The sequence below is a fragment of the Streptomyces sp. DS1-CR2 genome, assembly GCF_055760475.1.
In genome coordinates, this window is record NZ_CM147085.1 from 3904702 (window position 1) to 3919780 (window position 15079).

General features: G+C 71.5%; 10 protein-coding genes, 1 tRNA gene and 1 pseudogene. 8 read left to right on the forward strand and 4 right to left on the reverse strand.

The window, feature by feature from the left end:
- Positions 1 to 94 precede the first annotated feature (94 nt).
- From ACY0PA_RS18835 to ACY0PA_RS18845, 3 genes and pseudogenes are all read left to right on the forward strand, one after another.
- Positions 95 to 1723, forward strand: coding sequence for an MDR family MFS transporter (locus tag ACY0PA_RS18835; protein ID WP_473085712.1), 1629 nt, complete (start codon positions 95 to 97; stop codon positions 1721 to 1723).
- Positions 1724 to 2000: 277 nt separating this feature from the next.
- Positions 2001 to 2441 (forward strand): annotated as a pseudogene (locus ACY0PA_RS18840) (DUF485 domain-containing protein); the annotation flags it as partial.
- The gene (locus ACY0PA_RS18845; RefSeq protein ID WP_473085713.1) at positions 2438 to 4063 is read left to right on the forward strand and encodes a sodium/solute symporter; all 1626 of its coding nucleotides are present in this window, start codon (positions 2438 to 2440) and stop codon (positions 4061 to 4063) included. The pseudogene ACY0PA_RS18840 and the gene ACY0PA_RS18845, both read left to right, overlap by 4 nt.
- A 228-nt stretch (positions 4064 to 4291) precedes the next feature.
- Here ACY0PA_RS18845 and ACY0PA_RS18850 read toward each other — a convergent pair whose 3' ends face one another.
- The 3 genes from ACY0PA_RS18850 to ACY0PA_RS18860 all read right to left on the reverse strand — a co-directional run bounded on the left by ACY0PA_RS18850 (position 4292) and on the right by ACY0PA_RS18860 (position 9367).
- A complete protein-coding gene (locus tag ACY0PA_RS18850; protein ID WP_473085714.1) occupies positions 4292 to 5191 on the reverse strand; it encodes a cellulose-binding protein in 900 nt (299 codons plus the stop codon).
- 326 nt (positions 5192 to 5517) lie between these two features.
- Positions 5518 to 8334, reverse strand: coding sequence for an SUKH-4 family immunity protein (locus ACY0PA_RS18855; RefSeq protein WP_473085715.1), 2817 nt, complete (start codon positions 8332 to 8334; stop codon positions 5518 to 5520).
- 7 nt (positions 8335 to 8341) lie between these two features.
- Positions 8342 to 9367: an SMI1/KNR4 family protein gene (locus tag ACY0PA_RS18860; protein WP_473085716.1), complete on the reverse strand. Its 1026-nt coding sequence runs from the start codon at positions 9365 to 9367 to the stop codon at positions 8342 to 8344.
- A 221-nt stretch (positions 9368 to 9588) separates the two neighbouring features.
- Here ACY0PA_RS18860 and ACY0PA_RS18865 point away from each other — a divergent pair, with 221 nt between their 5' ends.
- Positions 9589 to 10161, forward strand: coding sequence for a YwqJ-related putative deaminase (locus ACY0PA_RS18865; protein ID WP_473085717.1), 573 nt, complete (start codon positions 9589 to 9591; stop codon positions 10159 to 10161).
- A gap of 64 nt (positions 10162 to 10225) precedes the next feature.
- The gene (locus tag ACY0PA_RS18870; protein ID WP_473085718.1) at positions 10226 to 10711 is read left to right on the forward strand and encodes an SUKH-3 domain-containing protein; all 486 of its coding nucleotides are present in this window, start codon (positions 10226 to 10228) and stop codon (positions 10709 to 10711) included.
- A gap of 347 nt (positions 10712 to 11058) precedes the next feature.
- Here ACY0PA_RS18870 and ACY0PA_RS18875 read toward each other — a convergent pair whose 3' ends face one another.
- On the reverse strand, positions 11059 to 12369 hold the full coding sequence (locus ACY0PA_RS18875) for a sensor histidine kinase (protein ID WP_473085719.1): 1311 nt from the start codon (positions 12367 to 12369) through the stop codon (positions 11059 to 11061).
- Positions 12370 to 12535: 166 nt separating this feature from the next.
- Between ACY0PA_RS18875 and ACY0PA_RS18880 the strand changes: the two genes are divergently transcribed.
- The 3 genes from ACY0PA_RS18880 to glmU all read left to right on the forward strand — a co-directional run bounded on the left by ACY0PA_RS18880 (position 12536) and on the right by glmU (position 15059).
- Positions 12536 to 13393 carry a hypothetical protein gene (locus ACY0PA_RS18880; RefSeq protein ID WP_473085720.1) on the forward strand — a complete coding sequence of 286 codons (858 nt, stop codon included), beginning with the start codon at positions 12536 to 12538 and terminating at the stop codon, positions 13391 to 13393.
- Positions 13394 to 13419: 26 nt separating this feature from the next.
- Positions 13420 to 13492: transfer RNA gene (locus ACY0PA_RS18885), tRNA-Gln, on the forward strand.
- Positions 13493 to 13610: 118 nt separating this feature from the next.
- The gene (glmU, locus tag ACY0PA_RS18890; protein WP_473085721.1) at positions 13611 to 15059 is read left to right on the forward strand and encodes a bifunctional UDP-N-acetylglucosamine diphosphorylase/glucosamine-1-phosphate N-acetyltransferase GlmU; all 1449 of its coding nucleotides are present in this window, start codon (positions 13611 to 13613) and stop codon (positions 15057 to 15059) included.
- The last annotated feature ends 20 nt before the right edge of the window (positions 15060 to 15079 follow it).

Genomic DNA, 15079 nt, shown 5'->3' on the forward strand with positions numbered 1-15079 from the left:
CACCTTCCTGCGCAGTCACGCTCCACCCTCCCGCCGCGGCAGGGTGGAGTGAGATGGTGTCGGCGGCGGGATAGATGCAGGGGGAAGGAATCCGGTGGGCAGCGCGACATCGCAGGCGGGCACGCAGGCGGCCACGGGGAAGGACCGGCGCCGGGGCGCGGTCGTCGCCGCACTGATGCTCTCCATGGCACTGGCGGCACTCGACTCCACCATCGTCTCGACGGCGGTCCCGCAGATCGTCGGCGACCTCGGCGGCTTCTCCGTCTTCTCCTGGCTCTTCTCGGGCTATCTGCTCGCCGTCACGGTCACACTGCCGGTCTACGGGAAGCTGTCGGACACCTTCGGCCGCAAGCCCGTCCTCATCGGCGGCAGCATCCTCTTCCTCGTCGGCTCGGTCCTGTGCGCGAGCTCCTGGAACATGGGCGCGCTCATCGCGTTCCGCGTCGTCCAGGGCCTGGGCGGCGGCGCCATCCAGGGAACGGTCCAGACCCTCGCCGCCGACCTCTACCCGCTCAAGGAACGCCCCCGCATCCAGGCCCGGCTCTCCACGGTCTGGGCGACCTCGGCCGTCGCGGGCCCCGCGCTCGGCGGGCTCCTCGCCTCGTACGCGGGCTGGCGCTGGATCTTCCTCATCAACATGCCGATCGGCGCGCTCGCCCTCTGGCTCGTCGCACGCCATCTCCACGAACCCGTACGGGAGAAGGGGCCGCGCGCCCGCATCGACTGGGCCGGAGCGCTCGCCGTGTTCGCGTGCGGCGGGGTGCTCCTGACCGCGCTCGTCCAGGGCGGCGTCGCCTGGGACTGGCTCTCCGCGCCGTCGATCGCCTTGTTCGGTACGGGAGTTGTGCTGGTCGGCGCCGTCGTCGCCGTCGAGCGGCGCGCCGCCGAGCCGATCATCCCCGGCTGGGTCTGGCGCCGGCCCACCATCGCGGCCGTCAATCTCGCGCTCGGCGCACTCGGCCTCCTGATGGTCGCGCCCACCGTGTTCGTGCCCACCTACGCGCAGGCCGTCCTCGGACTCGCGCCCATGGCCGCCGGGTTCGTGCTCTCCGTGATGACGCTGAGCTGGCCCGTCTCCGCGGCCCTCAGCCAGCACGTGTACGGCAGGATCGGCTTCCGCAACACGGCCGTCGTCGGCATGGCGGCCGCGCTCCTCATCCTCCTCGCGTTCCCGCTGCTCCCCTACCCCGGTGCCGCCTGGCAGCCGGCGCTGGTCATGCTGCTCCTAGGCGCGGCGCTCGGCCTCTTCCAACTGCCCCTGATCGTCGGGGTCCAGTCGACCGTCGGGTGGGCCGAGCGCGGCACGACGACCGCGTCCGTCCTGTTCTGCCGGCAGATAGGCCAGACGATCGGCGCCGCGCTGTTCGGCGCCGTCGCCAACACCGTGCTCGCCGGGCGCCTCGGCGGCGCCGGCTCCCTCGACTCGGTGGCCAAGGCCCTTGAGGACCCCGCCTCGGTGGCCGACCCGGACCGGCTGCGACGCGCCGTCGCGGCGGCCGTCGACTCGGTCTACGTGGGTGCGGCCTGCGCTGCCGCGCTCGCTCTGGTCGTCCTGCTGTGCCTCGCGCCGCGACGTTTCCCGGTGATCGAGCAGGACGGCGAACGAGGCGGCGAGCGGGCAGGCGAGGGGACCGGTGAGGCGACACCAGGCGCCGGCGGCAACTCAGCCGGCTCACAAGACACGCCTCAGCATCACTCACCCCTGTCACAACGAACCGACTGAACAGTTCGCGAGAACCATCGCGGAAAGCGCCTACCTACGAGTAACGTTCCGGCTCCCCCCTCGCTCCCTGCGTCCGCAATCCCCGGCGGACCCAAGCCGCGCAAGGAGAACCGGGATGTCCGACACACCGCACCGCTCATATTCCGACCACCACAACGAGCCATGGCAGGGCCCCTTCCCCACGGGCCGGAGCCAGTACGGGAACCAGAACCGGACCCCGTACGGCAACCCGAGCCAGGGCCAGTACGGGAACCAGTACCCGGGCGAGCACCAGCAGCCGTACCCCCCACCACCGCCGCGCCCCCGACAGCAGCCCGACCCCGCCCTCACCTACCCCTGGGCGCCCCCTCCCCCACCGCCCGCACCCACGCACCGACTCCCCCGCCACCCCGCGCTCGGCCACCACAGTGACCTGCGGCTCCTGCGCATCGCCTACCGCTGGCAGCGCCGCGTCGCCACGCTCACCGCCCTCGGCTACTTCACCCTCTTCCTCGTCCTGTCGGCGTTCGCACCCTCCCTCATGACGGGCACACTCCCCGGCGGCTTCTCCACCGGCCTCTTCCTCGGCCTGTGCCAGCTCCCGGTGACCGCGCTCGCGCTCTGGCTGTACGAGTACACCGCCCGCCGCCGAGTCGACCCGCTCGCCCACCGGCTGCGCAGACAAGCGGAACTGGACCAGCGTCCGGCTGCCGGAACGCCCGGGGGGAACTTCCGATGACGGACTTCAGCAGCTCGGCCCAGGGCATGTCCCTGGTCGCCTTCACCGCGGTCGCCACCATCACGCTGCTCCTGTGCGTGATGACCGGCCCCGACCGCGACAACCTCGACGAGTTCTACACCGGCTTCGGCTCCCTCACCCCGATGCGCAACGGCCTCGCCATCGCGGGCGACTACATCTCCGCCGGGACCGTCCTCGGCACCGGCGGCATCATCGCGCTCACCGGCTACGACGGGATCGTCCTCGCCCTGAGCACATCCCTGTCCCTGATGCTCCTGATGTTCCTGCTGGCCGAACCCCTGCGCAACGCGGGCCGGTTCACCATGGGCGACGTGATCGCCCGCCGCCTGCCCGGACGCGCCGTACGCATCACCGCGTGCGCCACCACCCTCGCGGCACTCCTCCCGCTGATGCTCGTCCAACTTGCGGGCTCGGGCGACCTGTTGGCATTCGTCCTCGGCTTCACCAGCGAAGGCTTCAAGACGGGCTGCGTCATCGCGCTCGGCGCCCTGATGATCAGCTACGCGGCGATCGGCGGCATGAAGGGCACCGCCCTCATCCAGATCATGAAGACCGTGATGCTCCTCGGATCGGGCCTGACCGTCGCCCTCCTCATCCTGTACCGCTTCGACTGGAACCCCGGCGCGCTCGCCTCACAGGCCGCGCAGGCCAGCGGCGTGGGAGACGCCTTCCTGCACTCGGGCCTCCAGTTCGCCGGCACCGCCAACCCCCGCCTGGACATGATCAGTTCGGAGCTGACCGTCGTCCTCGGCGGCGCCTGCCTGCCCCACGTCACGATGCGGATGTACACGGCGCGCAGCGCGCGTGAGGTGCGCCGCTCGATGTCCTGGGCGGTGTCGGCGGTCGGCCTGTTCGTACTGATCATCGCGGTCGTCGGGTTCGGCGCGACGGCGTTCCTCGGCCGGGCCGCCGTCGCGGCGGCGGACCCGCAGGGCAACACCGCGTATCTGCTCGGGGCGCGGGCCGCGTTCGGCGCGGACGCCTCCACGGCGGAGACGCTGGTGTTCACCACAGTCACCACGGCGATCTTCCTCACGCTGCTCGCCTCGGTCGCCGGAATGATCCTGGCCTGCGCCAACTCCCTTGCGCACGACGTCTTCGCGCACCGCAAGGCGCCGCTCACCGCCCGCAGGGAGATGACACTGGCCCGCGTCTCGGCGCTGTCCGTCGGTGTGCCCGCGATCCTCCTGGCCACGCTCGTCCAGCACTACAACCTCCAGCCGCTGGTCACCCTGTCGTTCTGCCTGGGCGCCTCGGCGCTCGCGCCCGCACTCGTCTACAGCCTGTTCTGGCGCCGCTACACGAGTACGGGCCTGCTGTGGACGCTGCTCGGCGGCACGGCGTCCTGCCTCGTCCTGATGACGGGCACCAACCTGGTGTCGGGCTCGCCCACCTCGGCGTTCCCGGGCCAGGACTTCAACTGGTTCCCCTTCACCACGACCGGCATCGTCTCGATCCCGCTCGGCTTCCTCTTCGGCTGGCTCGGCACGATGGCCTCCGGCCGCCGCACGGCCGATGACCAGCGCCGCCAGTACGAGGCGGTGGAGGCGTGGATCCTGGCGGGCGTGACGCGGCAGGCGCCGCGGGGGAAGGACGGGTAGGGCGCGACACGGGCCGCGCCGCCCGCCTACGGCGTCTCGTGGGCGGAGGCCTGGCCGGTTCACGGCGTCCCGCTCACGGCGTCCCGTCGGTGAGGATCCGGCCCGTTTACGGCGTCCCGTCGGGGAGGATCCGGCCCGCTCACGGCGTCCCGTCGCGGCGGGCGTGGCTCGGGAGCGACTGCGCGTACGACGCCTCGCCGGGGTGGGCGCGGCTCGTGACCGCAGCGCTTACGGCGCCTCGTCGGCCGGATTCCGGCCCGTGAGGGAGGCCAGGGTGGTGCGGACGTGGTCCATGTGGGCGCGGACCTCGTCCCACTTCTCGCCGTGCTCGCGCAGCACCCGCTCCGTCTCGCGGACCACGCCCTCCTCGTACAGGGCCGCCTCCGCGAGGACCTCCGCAGCCCGGGCCTCGGCGTCCTCCTGGCCGTGCCGGGCCGACTCCTCCGTCTCGGCGAACGCCCGCCGCGCCTCGGAAAGACGCCCCTCGGCCCGCGCCAGACGCTCCGCGTCGCGCGCGTCCGCCGCGGCCTCCTGCCCGGCGATCTCCCGCTCGGCCTCGTCCCGCCGCTCCGCGTGGTCCTTCTCCTGACCGGCGAGGGTCGCCCGGGTCCGCTCCCGCACCTCATCCAGCGCCGCGAGCGCTTCCTCGCGCCACGCCTTCGCCTCGTCACGTGCGGCGGCGCGGGCCCCGTCGGCCGTGGCCCGGTCGGCGCTCAGCCGCTCGTCGGCCCACTGCTCGGCCTCGGCCAGTACGGCGTCGGCCGCGGCGCGGGCCGCCTCGCGCGTCTCCCGCGCACCGGCCTCGGCGTCCGCCGTGATCCGCCGGACGGAATCGGCGGCAGCCGCCCGTACCCCGTCCGCCTCCTCCTCGGCGAGGGCGAGGATCTCGCGGGCGCGGTCACCGAGGGACTCGTACGTCTGAGGGGCCAGCTGGGTCACGGCCAGGCGCAGCCGCTGCGCCTCGGCCTCCAGCTCCTCGACCCGGTCGGCCAGGAGGGCGGCGCGCTCGCGGGCGTCGTCGCGGGCCCCGGACAGCTCGGCGGCCAGCGCGTCCACCGGCCCGGGACGGTAGCCGCGGCCCCGTCCCGTGACGAAGCCATGGGGCGACACCGACGTACCGCTGCTCATCCTTGATTCCCCTCTTAGCCGCTTCGGCTCTCCTACCCAGCACTCGATCGAGCCGAAGCGCTCAAAACAAGACACTCCGCCCAACCCACTCGACAAGGATGCGCCAAATATTGCCGAAAGTCGGAATCGGGAGCCCGGGGAGCGAGGCAGCTCACACTCCGCCCCGTCCGTGAAAGACACACCCTGCCCCGTCCGTGAAAGACACACCGAGAACGAGGGGCCCACAGAGAAAACACGCAGAGATAGAGAAAACACACAGAGAAAGAGGAGAGGCGCGCGACCGATACGGTCACGCGCCTCTCCTCGACTTCTCTTCCGCCGACGGTCTACAGCAAGCCGTCCCACATCTGCTCGAGCAGCACCGACCACCAGCCCTCCGGCGACGCGAGCGCCGCCGGGTCGACCGCGGCCAGCTGCGCCTGGAAGTCGACGGTCCAGCGGCCCGCCTGCTCCTGGTTGAGCCCGAACCGCAGCGGCCACATCCGGCCGAGCACCGCGAGACTGCGCGCGAACTCGGGCAGGCCCGTGTTCACGAACTGCGGCGGCACCGGCGCACCCCCGGGACCCGCCTCCACCGGCACGGCCACGATGTTCGCCGTGCCGTACTGGACGCAGATCGCCCGCCCGAAGTCACTGCCCATCACCAGGTACGAACCCGCGTCCGCCGCGGGCTGCACCCCCCGCTCCTGCGCCAGCTCGGCGAGCGTCGGCACCGGACGGCCCGGCTGAGCCTGCGCCCAGAAGAACGGCCCGAAGTCGGCGGGCAGCCCCGCCACGACAAGCGTGTGCGCCACGAGGTCCGGCACGCCCTGACGGGACACGGCCCGCTGGTCGAACCGGAACACCCCGGGACCGAACGCAGCGGCCAGCTCCTGCCCGACCGCCTCCGGCGGAACCGGCGGCACCGGCTGCGCGGGCGGCAGCGGCGCACGCACCGGCGCGAGCCGCGCCGGACCGTCCGCCACCTGGTGCAACTCGCCCTGGTGCGCGATCAGTTGCTGCATGCCCTGCTGGCGCGACGCGTGGTCCCTGCCGTACGGGGCGATGGACGTGATCCTGGCCTGCGGCCACTGCTCACGGATCATGCGGGCGCAGTACGCGCCCGGCAGCTCGCAGGACTCCAGCTCCGTGTGCAGCTCCAGAACCTGGTCCGGCGGGACGTTCATGCCACGCAGCTCATGGAAGATCTGCCACTCCGGGTGCGGCGTACCGGGCGCCGAGCGGCGGATCAGCTGCTGCTCGGAGCCGTCGGGCGCGCGGTAGCGCAGCACGGCCTGGTAACCGGGCCCGACGGTCGGCTGACCGGTGGGCTGCGGATACCCGTACGAGGCCGGGGGCGGACCACCCGGAACCTGCTGCCCGGGCATGGGCGGCGGCATCGGCATCCCGCCCGGCGCCTGCGGCGGCGCGGGAGGAGGCATGCCGGGACCGACCTGACCGGGACCGGCCAGCATCGTCGCGGCGTGATGAACACCGCCACCGGGAGCCCCGGGCGCGCCGGGTGCACCGGGCACGCCGGGCGCCGCCGGCGGAGGCGGCGTGCCGGGACCGGCCGGACCCGGCTGGGCCAGCATGGTCGCGGCATGGTGCACGCCACCGGGCGGCGTACCCCCGGGGGCGCCGGGCGGGCCGGGAGGCTGCGGCGCACCGGGAGTCCCGGGGGCGCCGGGCGGCTTGGGGGCACCCGCACCGGGCACGCCGGGCGGACCGGGCGGCTTGGGAGCCCCCGGAGTGCCGGGCGCGCCGGGCGGCTTGGGCGCGCCGGGGCCACCCATGCTCGGGTCGGCCAGCATCGTCGCGGCGTGATGCACACCGCCGGGCGGCGTACCACCCGGAGCGGGCGGGGCCTCGGGCCCGTCGGGACCGAGCTGCGAAACGAGCTGCGTCGGAACGTAGCCGCCCGCCGGGGTACCCGGAGCGCCGGGCCCCGAGGGCCGCGCGCCGGGAGTGCCCGGGGCACCGGGCGGCGGCGGAGTCGTCGCGCCACCACCGCGCGCACCGCGGGGCGGACCCTGCGCCTTGCTGGTCGCGGCGTCGGCGATGTCACCGGCCCCGGGCGCGAGCGGCCGCCCGGCCGCGTCCTGCCCGGCCGCCGGCGGCGGAGTCTGCTGCGCGCCGGAACCCTGCGGGTAGCCGTACGTGGGCGGCGGACTCTGCCCGCCCTGCGAACTCCCATGCGCCTGCGGCACGTTGGGCGCGGGCGGAGTGCCCGGCCCCTGCGGATAGCCGTAGTTCGGCGGGGCACCCGGCGGCGGAGTCTGCTGCACACCGGAACCCTGCGGATAGCCGTACGCGTCAGGAGCGCCCGGCGGCGGGGTGCCCGGAGCGGCGGGAGCCGGCCCGTCGAGCGCCGGGGCCACCGCCGTGCGCGGGAGCTGGCTGCCGCCCGACATCAGCGCCGTCTTGGCTTCAGGAGCGGCGGTCGGCGCAGGCACGTCGCCCTCGTCCACCAGCGGCGGCGCGAACACCGTCGCCGGAGGCGCGACCGAGCGGTCCTCCTCCTCGTCCGCGTTCGTGTCCGTACCGGCCCACGGAGTCGCCCCGGAAGGCGCCGCGGGCGAAGCGGGCCACGGCGTCGCGCCACTGCCCGCGTCGGCGGCCACCGGCGCCGGGGCGGCCGGCCCAGGCACGGACGCACCCGAACCCGAACCCGTACCGGAGACGGCACCCGTACCCGCACCAGCACCAGCACCAGCACCAGCACCAGCACCAGCACCGGAAGACTGGCCAGACCGGCCGGCCGAAGACGCATCCCCCCGCCGATCCGGAATACCCAGCTTGTCCGCCGCCTCCTGGAGCCACTCCGGAGGGCTCAACAGGAACGACGTCTGATTCAGATCCACCCGCTCCGGCGGCGCGTCCGACGGCTCCGGCGAAGCCTCCGGCAGCCCGTACTCCTCCTCGTACCGCCGGATCACCTCACCCACCGGCAGCCCCGGCCACAGCGAAGCGTCCCCGCTGTCACGCGCGATGACGAGCCGCTGGCGCCCGCCGTCGGACACCGGACCGCCCTCGCGGTCCTCCGCCCACACCACGAACCCCAGCTCGAACTCCCGCACCCGCACCTCACGGTGCTGATAGCCGGGCACATCCCCGTTGATCCACTCTTCGGCGCGCTCCTGCGCCTGCGCGAACGTCACCATCGGACACTCACCCCTCGTCCGGGACAGCCGAAGCAGCCGGCACGGCGGCGCCAGAGGCGTCGACCGCACTCGCGAAACCGCCGTCCACCATCAGGTTCGCCACCGTCTCCAGCTCCGGCGGATTGCCCGCGAGCCGGGCCAGAAACGCGTCGAAGTCGTCACCGCACGGCAGCAGCAGACGCTCCACCCGCTCGGCGACCGACCACCCGGCCGTGTCCCCGCTGTCCCGCGCGTCGTCATACGCGCAGAACCACACCGAACCCGCCCGGTCACCCTTGACCTTCACAGCGAGAATGCCGCCCTGCACGAACCCGACACCCAGATAGTCCTTGGTCAGGTGATCACGCAGGCACTTGTTCACATACACCAGATCATTGACCGCGGCCTCGTCCCGCACCGTGAAGAACGGCTGGTCCACCAGAAGCCCCAACTCGGCGTCCAGCGCCGCCCCCACCGGAGCGCACCCGCCCGCCGCCTTCAAGAACGCCCGGTACGCACCCGGCAACCGGTACCCCAAATCCTCCTCGGCACCCAGGACCTGCTGCTCCGTCACCGCCACCGACGACTTCGGCAGCCCGAAATGCGCCGGCCGCGTCTCCTGCAACGGACGCGTCCCCCGCTTGCCGTGATCCACCGCAGCCGTCGCGAGACCACCGTGATGCCGCAGCAGCGCCTTCACCTCGACAGGCACCAACTCCATGCGACGACCGCCCGGCACGTGATGCCAGGTCCAGCCGTGCGGCGTCGCCACCGGCACGATCGTGTCCCACAAGTCATGCCCGGCCGCGGCCAGCGCCGCGTTCGCCGACACATAGTCCGTCAACCGCAGCTCATCGACCCCGAACCCCTCCGGAGGCTCGGCGATCTCCGCCGCGGCACGCGCGTAAGCCGAAAAATCCGGATAGCCGTTCCCGTCGATCCGTACGCCCCTGGGATGGCGCGCAGCACGGACCGGGTCCGGGAAGTGCACGACCTGCCCGGCGTAGGCCGCGTTCGGCGGCGCGGCTTGCTGCCCGAGCCGACCTGTCGTCATGGCGGTTGCCCCCTGCGGCACTGTGATGGATCGCGGATAGCGACAGCCTATGCGGTTGTACGACACCGGTCACCGGCCCTCCGGTTCCATGACCAGCAGTCACCCCACCGTGACGATGAGGCCACACTCCCGCGTGTCGCCGCGCCCCAGCTTCCGCACCACCGGCCGCATTTGGCAGTCTGTGCACGCAACCCGGGGGATTGCAGGAGGGGAAGCACCACATGCAGAGCAGCACCGCACCGTCATCCGACACAGCCGTCGTACCGGCCCAGGAGCCCGACACCGGGCACCCGGCCACCGCCGACGGCGCCACCGGCGACCCACGCGTCGGCTGGAGCAGCACCGAGGACGCGCCCGCCCCGGCCCTGCGCCACCGCCGCGACGGCATCCTGCCCACCGTCGCCGCCGCCCTCTCCGTCCGCGGCACCACACTGACCAGCACCGCCGCCCGCGGCGAACACGCCCCCGCCCTGCACCCGCTCGTCCAGGACTTCCTCGACACCCTCACCAGCGCCCAGCGCGACCGCTTCACCGGACGCTGCGCCGAAACGATCCTCATCTCCCGCCACCTCACGGCCGCCGACGAGGAACGCTCCAAACGCGCCCGCCGCAAACCCATGACCAACGGCGAAGCCCGCAAAACCCTCAAACACGCCAAACTCACCACCCGCCGCATCCGCGAGGACGGCGACCCCCTGCACGGCGGCTTCGCCCGCCCCTGCCGCGCCTGCGCCGCACTCACCGCCCACTTCGGCGTCCACGTCGTGGACCCGGCCACGGACACCACCGGCTGACCGGCACACCAGAAACCCCACGCACCACCGCAGGCAGCAGCAGAACAGGACGAGGCCACCCCACATGACCGCCGACCGCACCCGCTTCACCGCACCCGTCGACGCCACACTGCGCGCCGCCGGCTGGCAGCCCGGCCGCTGGGACATCAAACAGGCCGAATTCTGGGCCGACGCCCTGCGCACCCACGTATCCCCCGCAGGCCACCGCCACACCGTCTTCCCCGCCGCCGTCGAGGCCTGGGCCGAATTCGGCGGACTCCACCTCACCCCACAGGGCCCCGGCCGCCAGATAGCCCCCGCCCAGCCCCACCTCGACCCACTCCACGGCCTCCACATGGCCCGCACCCTCGGCGACCTCGGCCGCGCCCTCGACACCGAGGTCTGCCCTCTCGGCGCCGAATCCGGCTCCGAAGCCCTCCTCGCCATCGACACCGAAGGCCGCGTCTACGCCCTCGACCACAGCGGCGACTGGTACCTCGGCCCCGGCATCGACCACGCCCTGGAAACCCTCATCACAGGCGCCCAGCCGACCCGCCTGACCGCGGCATAGCCCCACACGCACACGCGGATCCGGCCACAGCGCACCGGCACACGACAGACAGCCACAGCACAGCCCCCGGGCCCCGAGACCCCACCGGCCGCCACGCGCCTACGAGACGCGAGGGGACGTGCCGGGATGTGCGCGCGGAGCCACCAGCACCACACGCGGGCGGCATGGGCCCGGCGACGAAGCCCCATAGAACAGCGAGCACGTACATCCCGGCGCGGCCCCGCCACGACCGACACCCGGCGCGGACCACCGGCCGCGAGAGAAATCCCCACAACAGCACAGCCACAATCACCCGCACCCGCACCCGCACCCGCTAAACCGCAGGCAGCCCCAAACCCCCACAGCCCCTAAACCGCAGGCAACACAGCCGACACCCGATACCCACCCGCATCAGTCGGCCCGCACACGAAGACCCCACCCAGCCCCGTCACCCGCTCCTTCATACCGACGAGCCCGTTCCCCCCGCTAGGCAGCCGCACATCCGCCGCCGAATCCACATCCGGCGGCGGCTCGTTCTCCACCTGCATCGCGATCTCCGACACCCGATGAGCAAGCCGCACATACGTCTTCGCGCCCGCCGCATGCTTGTGCACGTTCGTCAGCGCCTCCTGCACCACCCGGTACGCCGTCTGCTCCACCGCCGCGACATACGACCGCGAATCACCCTCGACCAGCAGCTCCACCACCATGCCCGCCGCCCGCGACTGACCCACCAGCTCATCCAGATCACCCAGACACGGCCCGTCCTCGTCATCAACGACACGCGACGCCGCAGCCGCAGCCGCAGCCGCCACCCCCACCGCCGCCAACGGCACCCCCGCACCAGCCGCACGCCCACCGCCACCCGACCGCATCACACCGAGCATCTCCCGCAACTCGGTCAACGCCTGCCGACCCATGTCCCCCACCAGCGCCGCGTTCTTCACAGCCTTCTCCGGATCCTTACGCGCCACCGCCTGCAACGCCGCCGCATGCACCACCATCAGACTCACCCGGTGCGCCACCACGTCATGCATCTCCCGAGCGATCCGCGTCCGCTCCTCACCCCGCGCCCACTCAGCCCGCTCCTCCGCGCGCTCCGCGAGCAACTGAAGCTCCCGCTCCAGCGAATCGTTCCGCTCCCGCAGACTCTCCATGAGCCGCCGCCGCGCACCCACATAAAGCCCCAACAACAACGGCGGCGCGGTCACACCCAACGACGTCGTGATCGCGACGAACGGAACGAACCAGTCCCCCACCCGCACGAGATTCCCGTGCCCCATGTCCTGCTGCGCCCGCACCACCGCCACGATCAGCGTCCCGACGAACGACATCCCCGCCAGGGCCCCGATGATCCGCCGCGGCATCTCGGACGCCGCCAGCGTGTACAGACCCACCACGCTCAGCAGCACACCCATCCGGGCCGGAGTCACCGCGACCCCGATCAGCACCACCGCGATCGGCCACCGCCGCCGCAGCACCAGCATCGCCCCGGCAACCACCCCGAACACCACACCCACGGCCGCCGGCACCCCGGCGTCCCGCGCGAACCCGACCCCCTCCACCCCGCACTCGACCGCCGAAGCGACCGCCAGCACCCCATCGAGCGCGGCACTGCGCCAACGCTCCCACCACCACGGCCCCCCGGCCGCGCGGTGCATTTCCCCCGTCGTGGTCATGCCGTCCAGCCTACGGGCGCGAGCTGCCCGATTTCCGGTGAGTTTCCGCGCCGCCCTTCATCACAGACCGCCTTCGAACAGAAGCGAAACCAACCGGTATCCCTCGAACTGTTGGCTCATATGCAAATACGACCCACCCCGGCCCGTCCCGAACGAACCTGTGCCTATGACACAGACCACAGGCAAATACACAGACTTCGAGGGACTGCGGGAGCGGGCGGTCGCGCTGCGACGGGAAGGGCTGAGCCTTCGCCAAATCGCCGATGAGTTGGGGGTGCGCAGCAAAGAGACACTGAGCCGACTCGTGAAGGGCGAACCCCCGGCCGAGCGGACCAAGCGCCCCAACGCAAAAGACGATCTACGAGACCGGGCGCGAGAGCTGCGCCGACTAGGGCGGACCTACAGCGAGATCCGGGCCGAGCTGGGCTGCTCGAAGAGCTCGATCTCGCTCTGGGTGCGGGATCTGCCCAAGCCCGAGGCCCGGTGCACACCCGAAGAACAGCGCGCCCGCATGAACGCGGGTCTCGCCCAGCTGCGCGCGACTCAAGACAGCGAGCGCAAGGAAACAAAGCGCGCCGCCCAAGAAGCCGTCGGCCCCCTCTCCGAGCGGGACCTCTTCCTGACCGGCGTCGCTCTCTACTGGGCCGAAGGCGCCAAGAGCAAGCCACATCGCCGCTCCGAAGTCCTTCAGTTCATCAACAGCGATCCCAACGTGATCCGACTCTTCATGCGCTGGCTCGAACTACTCGGCGTCACTGCCGACCGCCTGACGCTGCGCGTCAGCATCCACGAGTCGGCCGACATCGCCGCCGCGGAAGCCCACTGGGCGGACGTCGTCGGCGTCGACGTTTCTGCATTCAGCAGGGCAACGCTCAAGAAGCACAACCCCCGGACCGTCCGAAAGAACACCGGCGCCAGCTACCACGGCTGCCTGGTCATCTACGTCCGCCGAAGCGCCGAGCTGTACCGTCGCATGGAAGGCGCCTGGTACGGCATAGTGTTGGGTGCCAACTCGGCGACTTGACTAAATGTCCGGTTCGCCGAGATTATTCCCCCATGGTGTAATCAGGCAGCACTGCGGTTTTTGGTACCGTCTGTTCAGGTTCAAATCCTGATGGGGGAGCGGCGTGTCGAGCGGGTCCCGACCACACGGTCGGGCCCCGCCCCCATTTCGCGCCCACAACGCCCCGGTATCCTGCGGATGTCCACCCCACACAGCATCCGAAGCCGAAGGACCACCCGTGAGCGCCAATTGCCCGGCCGCCGTCGTCGTTCTTGCAGCGGGTGAGGGCACCCGTATGAAGTCGGCCACACCCAAAGTCCTGCACGAGATCAGTGGGCGTTCGCTCGTCGGGCATGTGCTCGCCGCCGCGCGGGAGTTGAGCCCCGAGAACCTGGTCGTCGTCGTGGGTCACGAGCGGGACCGGGTGCGTGAGCATCTCGCCGGGATCGATCCGGACGCCCGTACCGCCGTGCAGGAGCAGCAGAACGGCACGGGGCATGCCGTGCGTATGGGGCTTGAGGAGCTCGGTGGCCGGGTCGAGGGGACGGTGATCGTTGTGTGTGGCGATACGCCGTTGCTGACCGGCGAGACGCTGAGGCATCTGTCGGAGACGCATACGGGTGACGGCAATGCGGTGACGGTGCTGACGGCTGAGGTTCCGGATGCGACCGGTTATGGCCGGATCGTGCGGGACGGGGCGTCGGGTGAGGTGACGGCGATCGTGGAGCACAAGGACGCGAGTGAGTCGCAGCATGCGATTCGTGAGATCAACTCGGGTGTGTTCGCGTTCGACGGTGCGTTGCTGGCGGATGCGCTGGGCAAGGTGCGTACGGACAACAGTCAGGGTGAGGAGTACCTGACTGATGTGCTGGGGATTCTGCGGGAGGCCGGGCATCGTGTGGGTGCTTCGGTGGCGGCGGATCACCGTGAGATCGCGGGTATCAACAACCGTGTGCAGTTGGCTGAGGCGCGTCGGACGCTGAATGAGCGGCTGCTTGAGCGGGCGATGCTTGCGGGTGTGACGATCGTGGATCCGGCGTCGACGTGGGTCGATGTGACGGTGGGGTTCGAGCGGGATGCGGTTGTGCATCCGGGTACGCAGTTGCTGGGTGCGTCGTGGCTGGGTGAGGGTGCCGAGGTGGGTCCGAATACGCGGCTGAGGGATACGCGGGTCGGTGCGGGGGCGCGGGTCGACAACACGGTGGCGGATGGTGCCGAGGTGGGTGAGGGGGCGTCGGTGGGTCCGTTCGCGTATCTGCGGCCGGGTACGCGGCTGGGTGTGAGGGCGAAGATCGGTACGTACGTGGAGACGAAGAACTCGACGATCGGTGAGGGTACGAAGGTGCCGCATCTGTCGTATGTGGGGGACGCGACGATCGGTGACTTCACGAACATCGGTGCGGCGAGTGTGTTTGTGAACTACGACGGTGAGAGCAAGCACCACACGACGGTGGGGTCGCATTGCAAGACGGGTTCGGACAACATGTTTGTGGCTCCTGTCACGGTTGGGGATGGTGCGTACACCGCGGCGGGGTCGGTGATCACGAAGGATGTGCCGGCGGGTTCGCTGGCGGTGGCCCGTGGTCAGCAGCGGAATATCGAGGGTTGGGTGGCTCGTAAGCGTCCGGGGAGTGCGGCTGCGCAGGCGGCTGAGGAGGCGTCGCGGGAGGTCGGCGGCGAGGGCTGACCGGAAACAGGTGCGTCTGA

Excerpts from the sequence above, each read along its gene's own strand:
- ACY0PA_RS18845 (WP_473085713.1), top strand. The coding sequence starts at position 2,438 with ATGACGGACTTCAGCAGCTCGGCCCAGGGCATGTCCCTGGTCGCCTTC.
- ACY0PA_RS18850 (WP_473085714.1), bottom strand. The coding sequence starts at position 5,191 with ATGAGCAGCGGTACGTCGGTGTCGCCCCATGGCTTCGTCACGGGACGG.
- ACY0PA_RS18855 (WP_473085715.1), bottom strand. The coding sequence starts at position 8,334 with ATGGTGACGTTCGCGCAGGCGCAGGAGCGCGCCGAAGAGTGGATCAAC.
- ACY0PA_RS18860 (WP_473085716.1), bottom strand. The coding sequence starts at position 9,367 with ATGACGACAGGTCGGCTCGGGCAGCAAGCCGCGCCGCCGAACGCGGCC.
- ACY0PA_RS18865 (WP_473085717.1), top strand. The coding sequence starts at position 9,589 with ATGCAGAGCAGCACCGCACCGTCATCCGACACAGCCGTCGTACCGGCC.
- ACY0PA_RS18870 (WP_473085718.1), top strand. The coding sequence starts at position 10,226 with ATGACCGCCGACCGCACCCGCTTCACCGCACCCGTCGACGCCACACTG.
- ACY0PA_RS18875 (WP_473085719.1), bottom strand. The coding sequence starts at position 12,369 with ATGACCACGACGGGGGAAATGCACCGCGCGGCCGGGGGGCCGTGGTGG.
- ACY0PA_RS18880 (WP_473085720.1), top strand. The coding sequence starts at position 12,536 with ATGACACAGACCACAGGCAAATACACAGACTTCGAGGGACTGCGGGAG.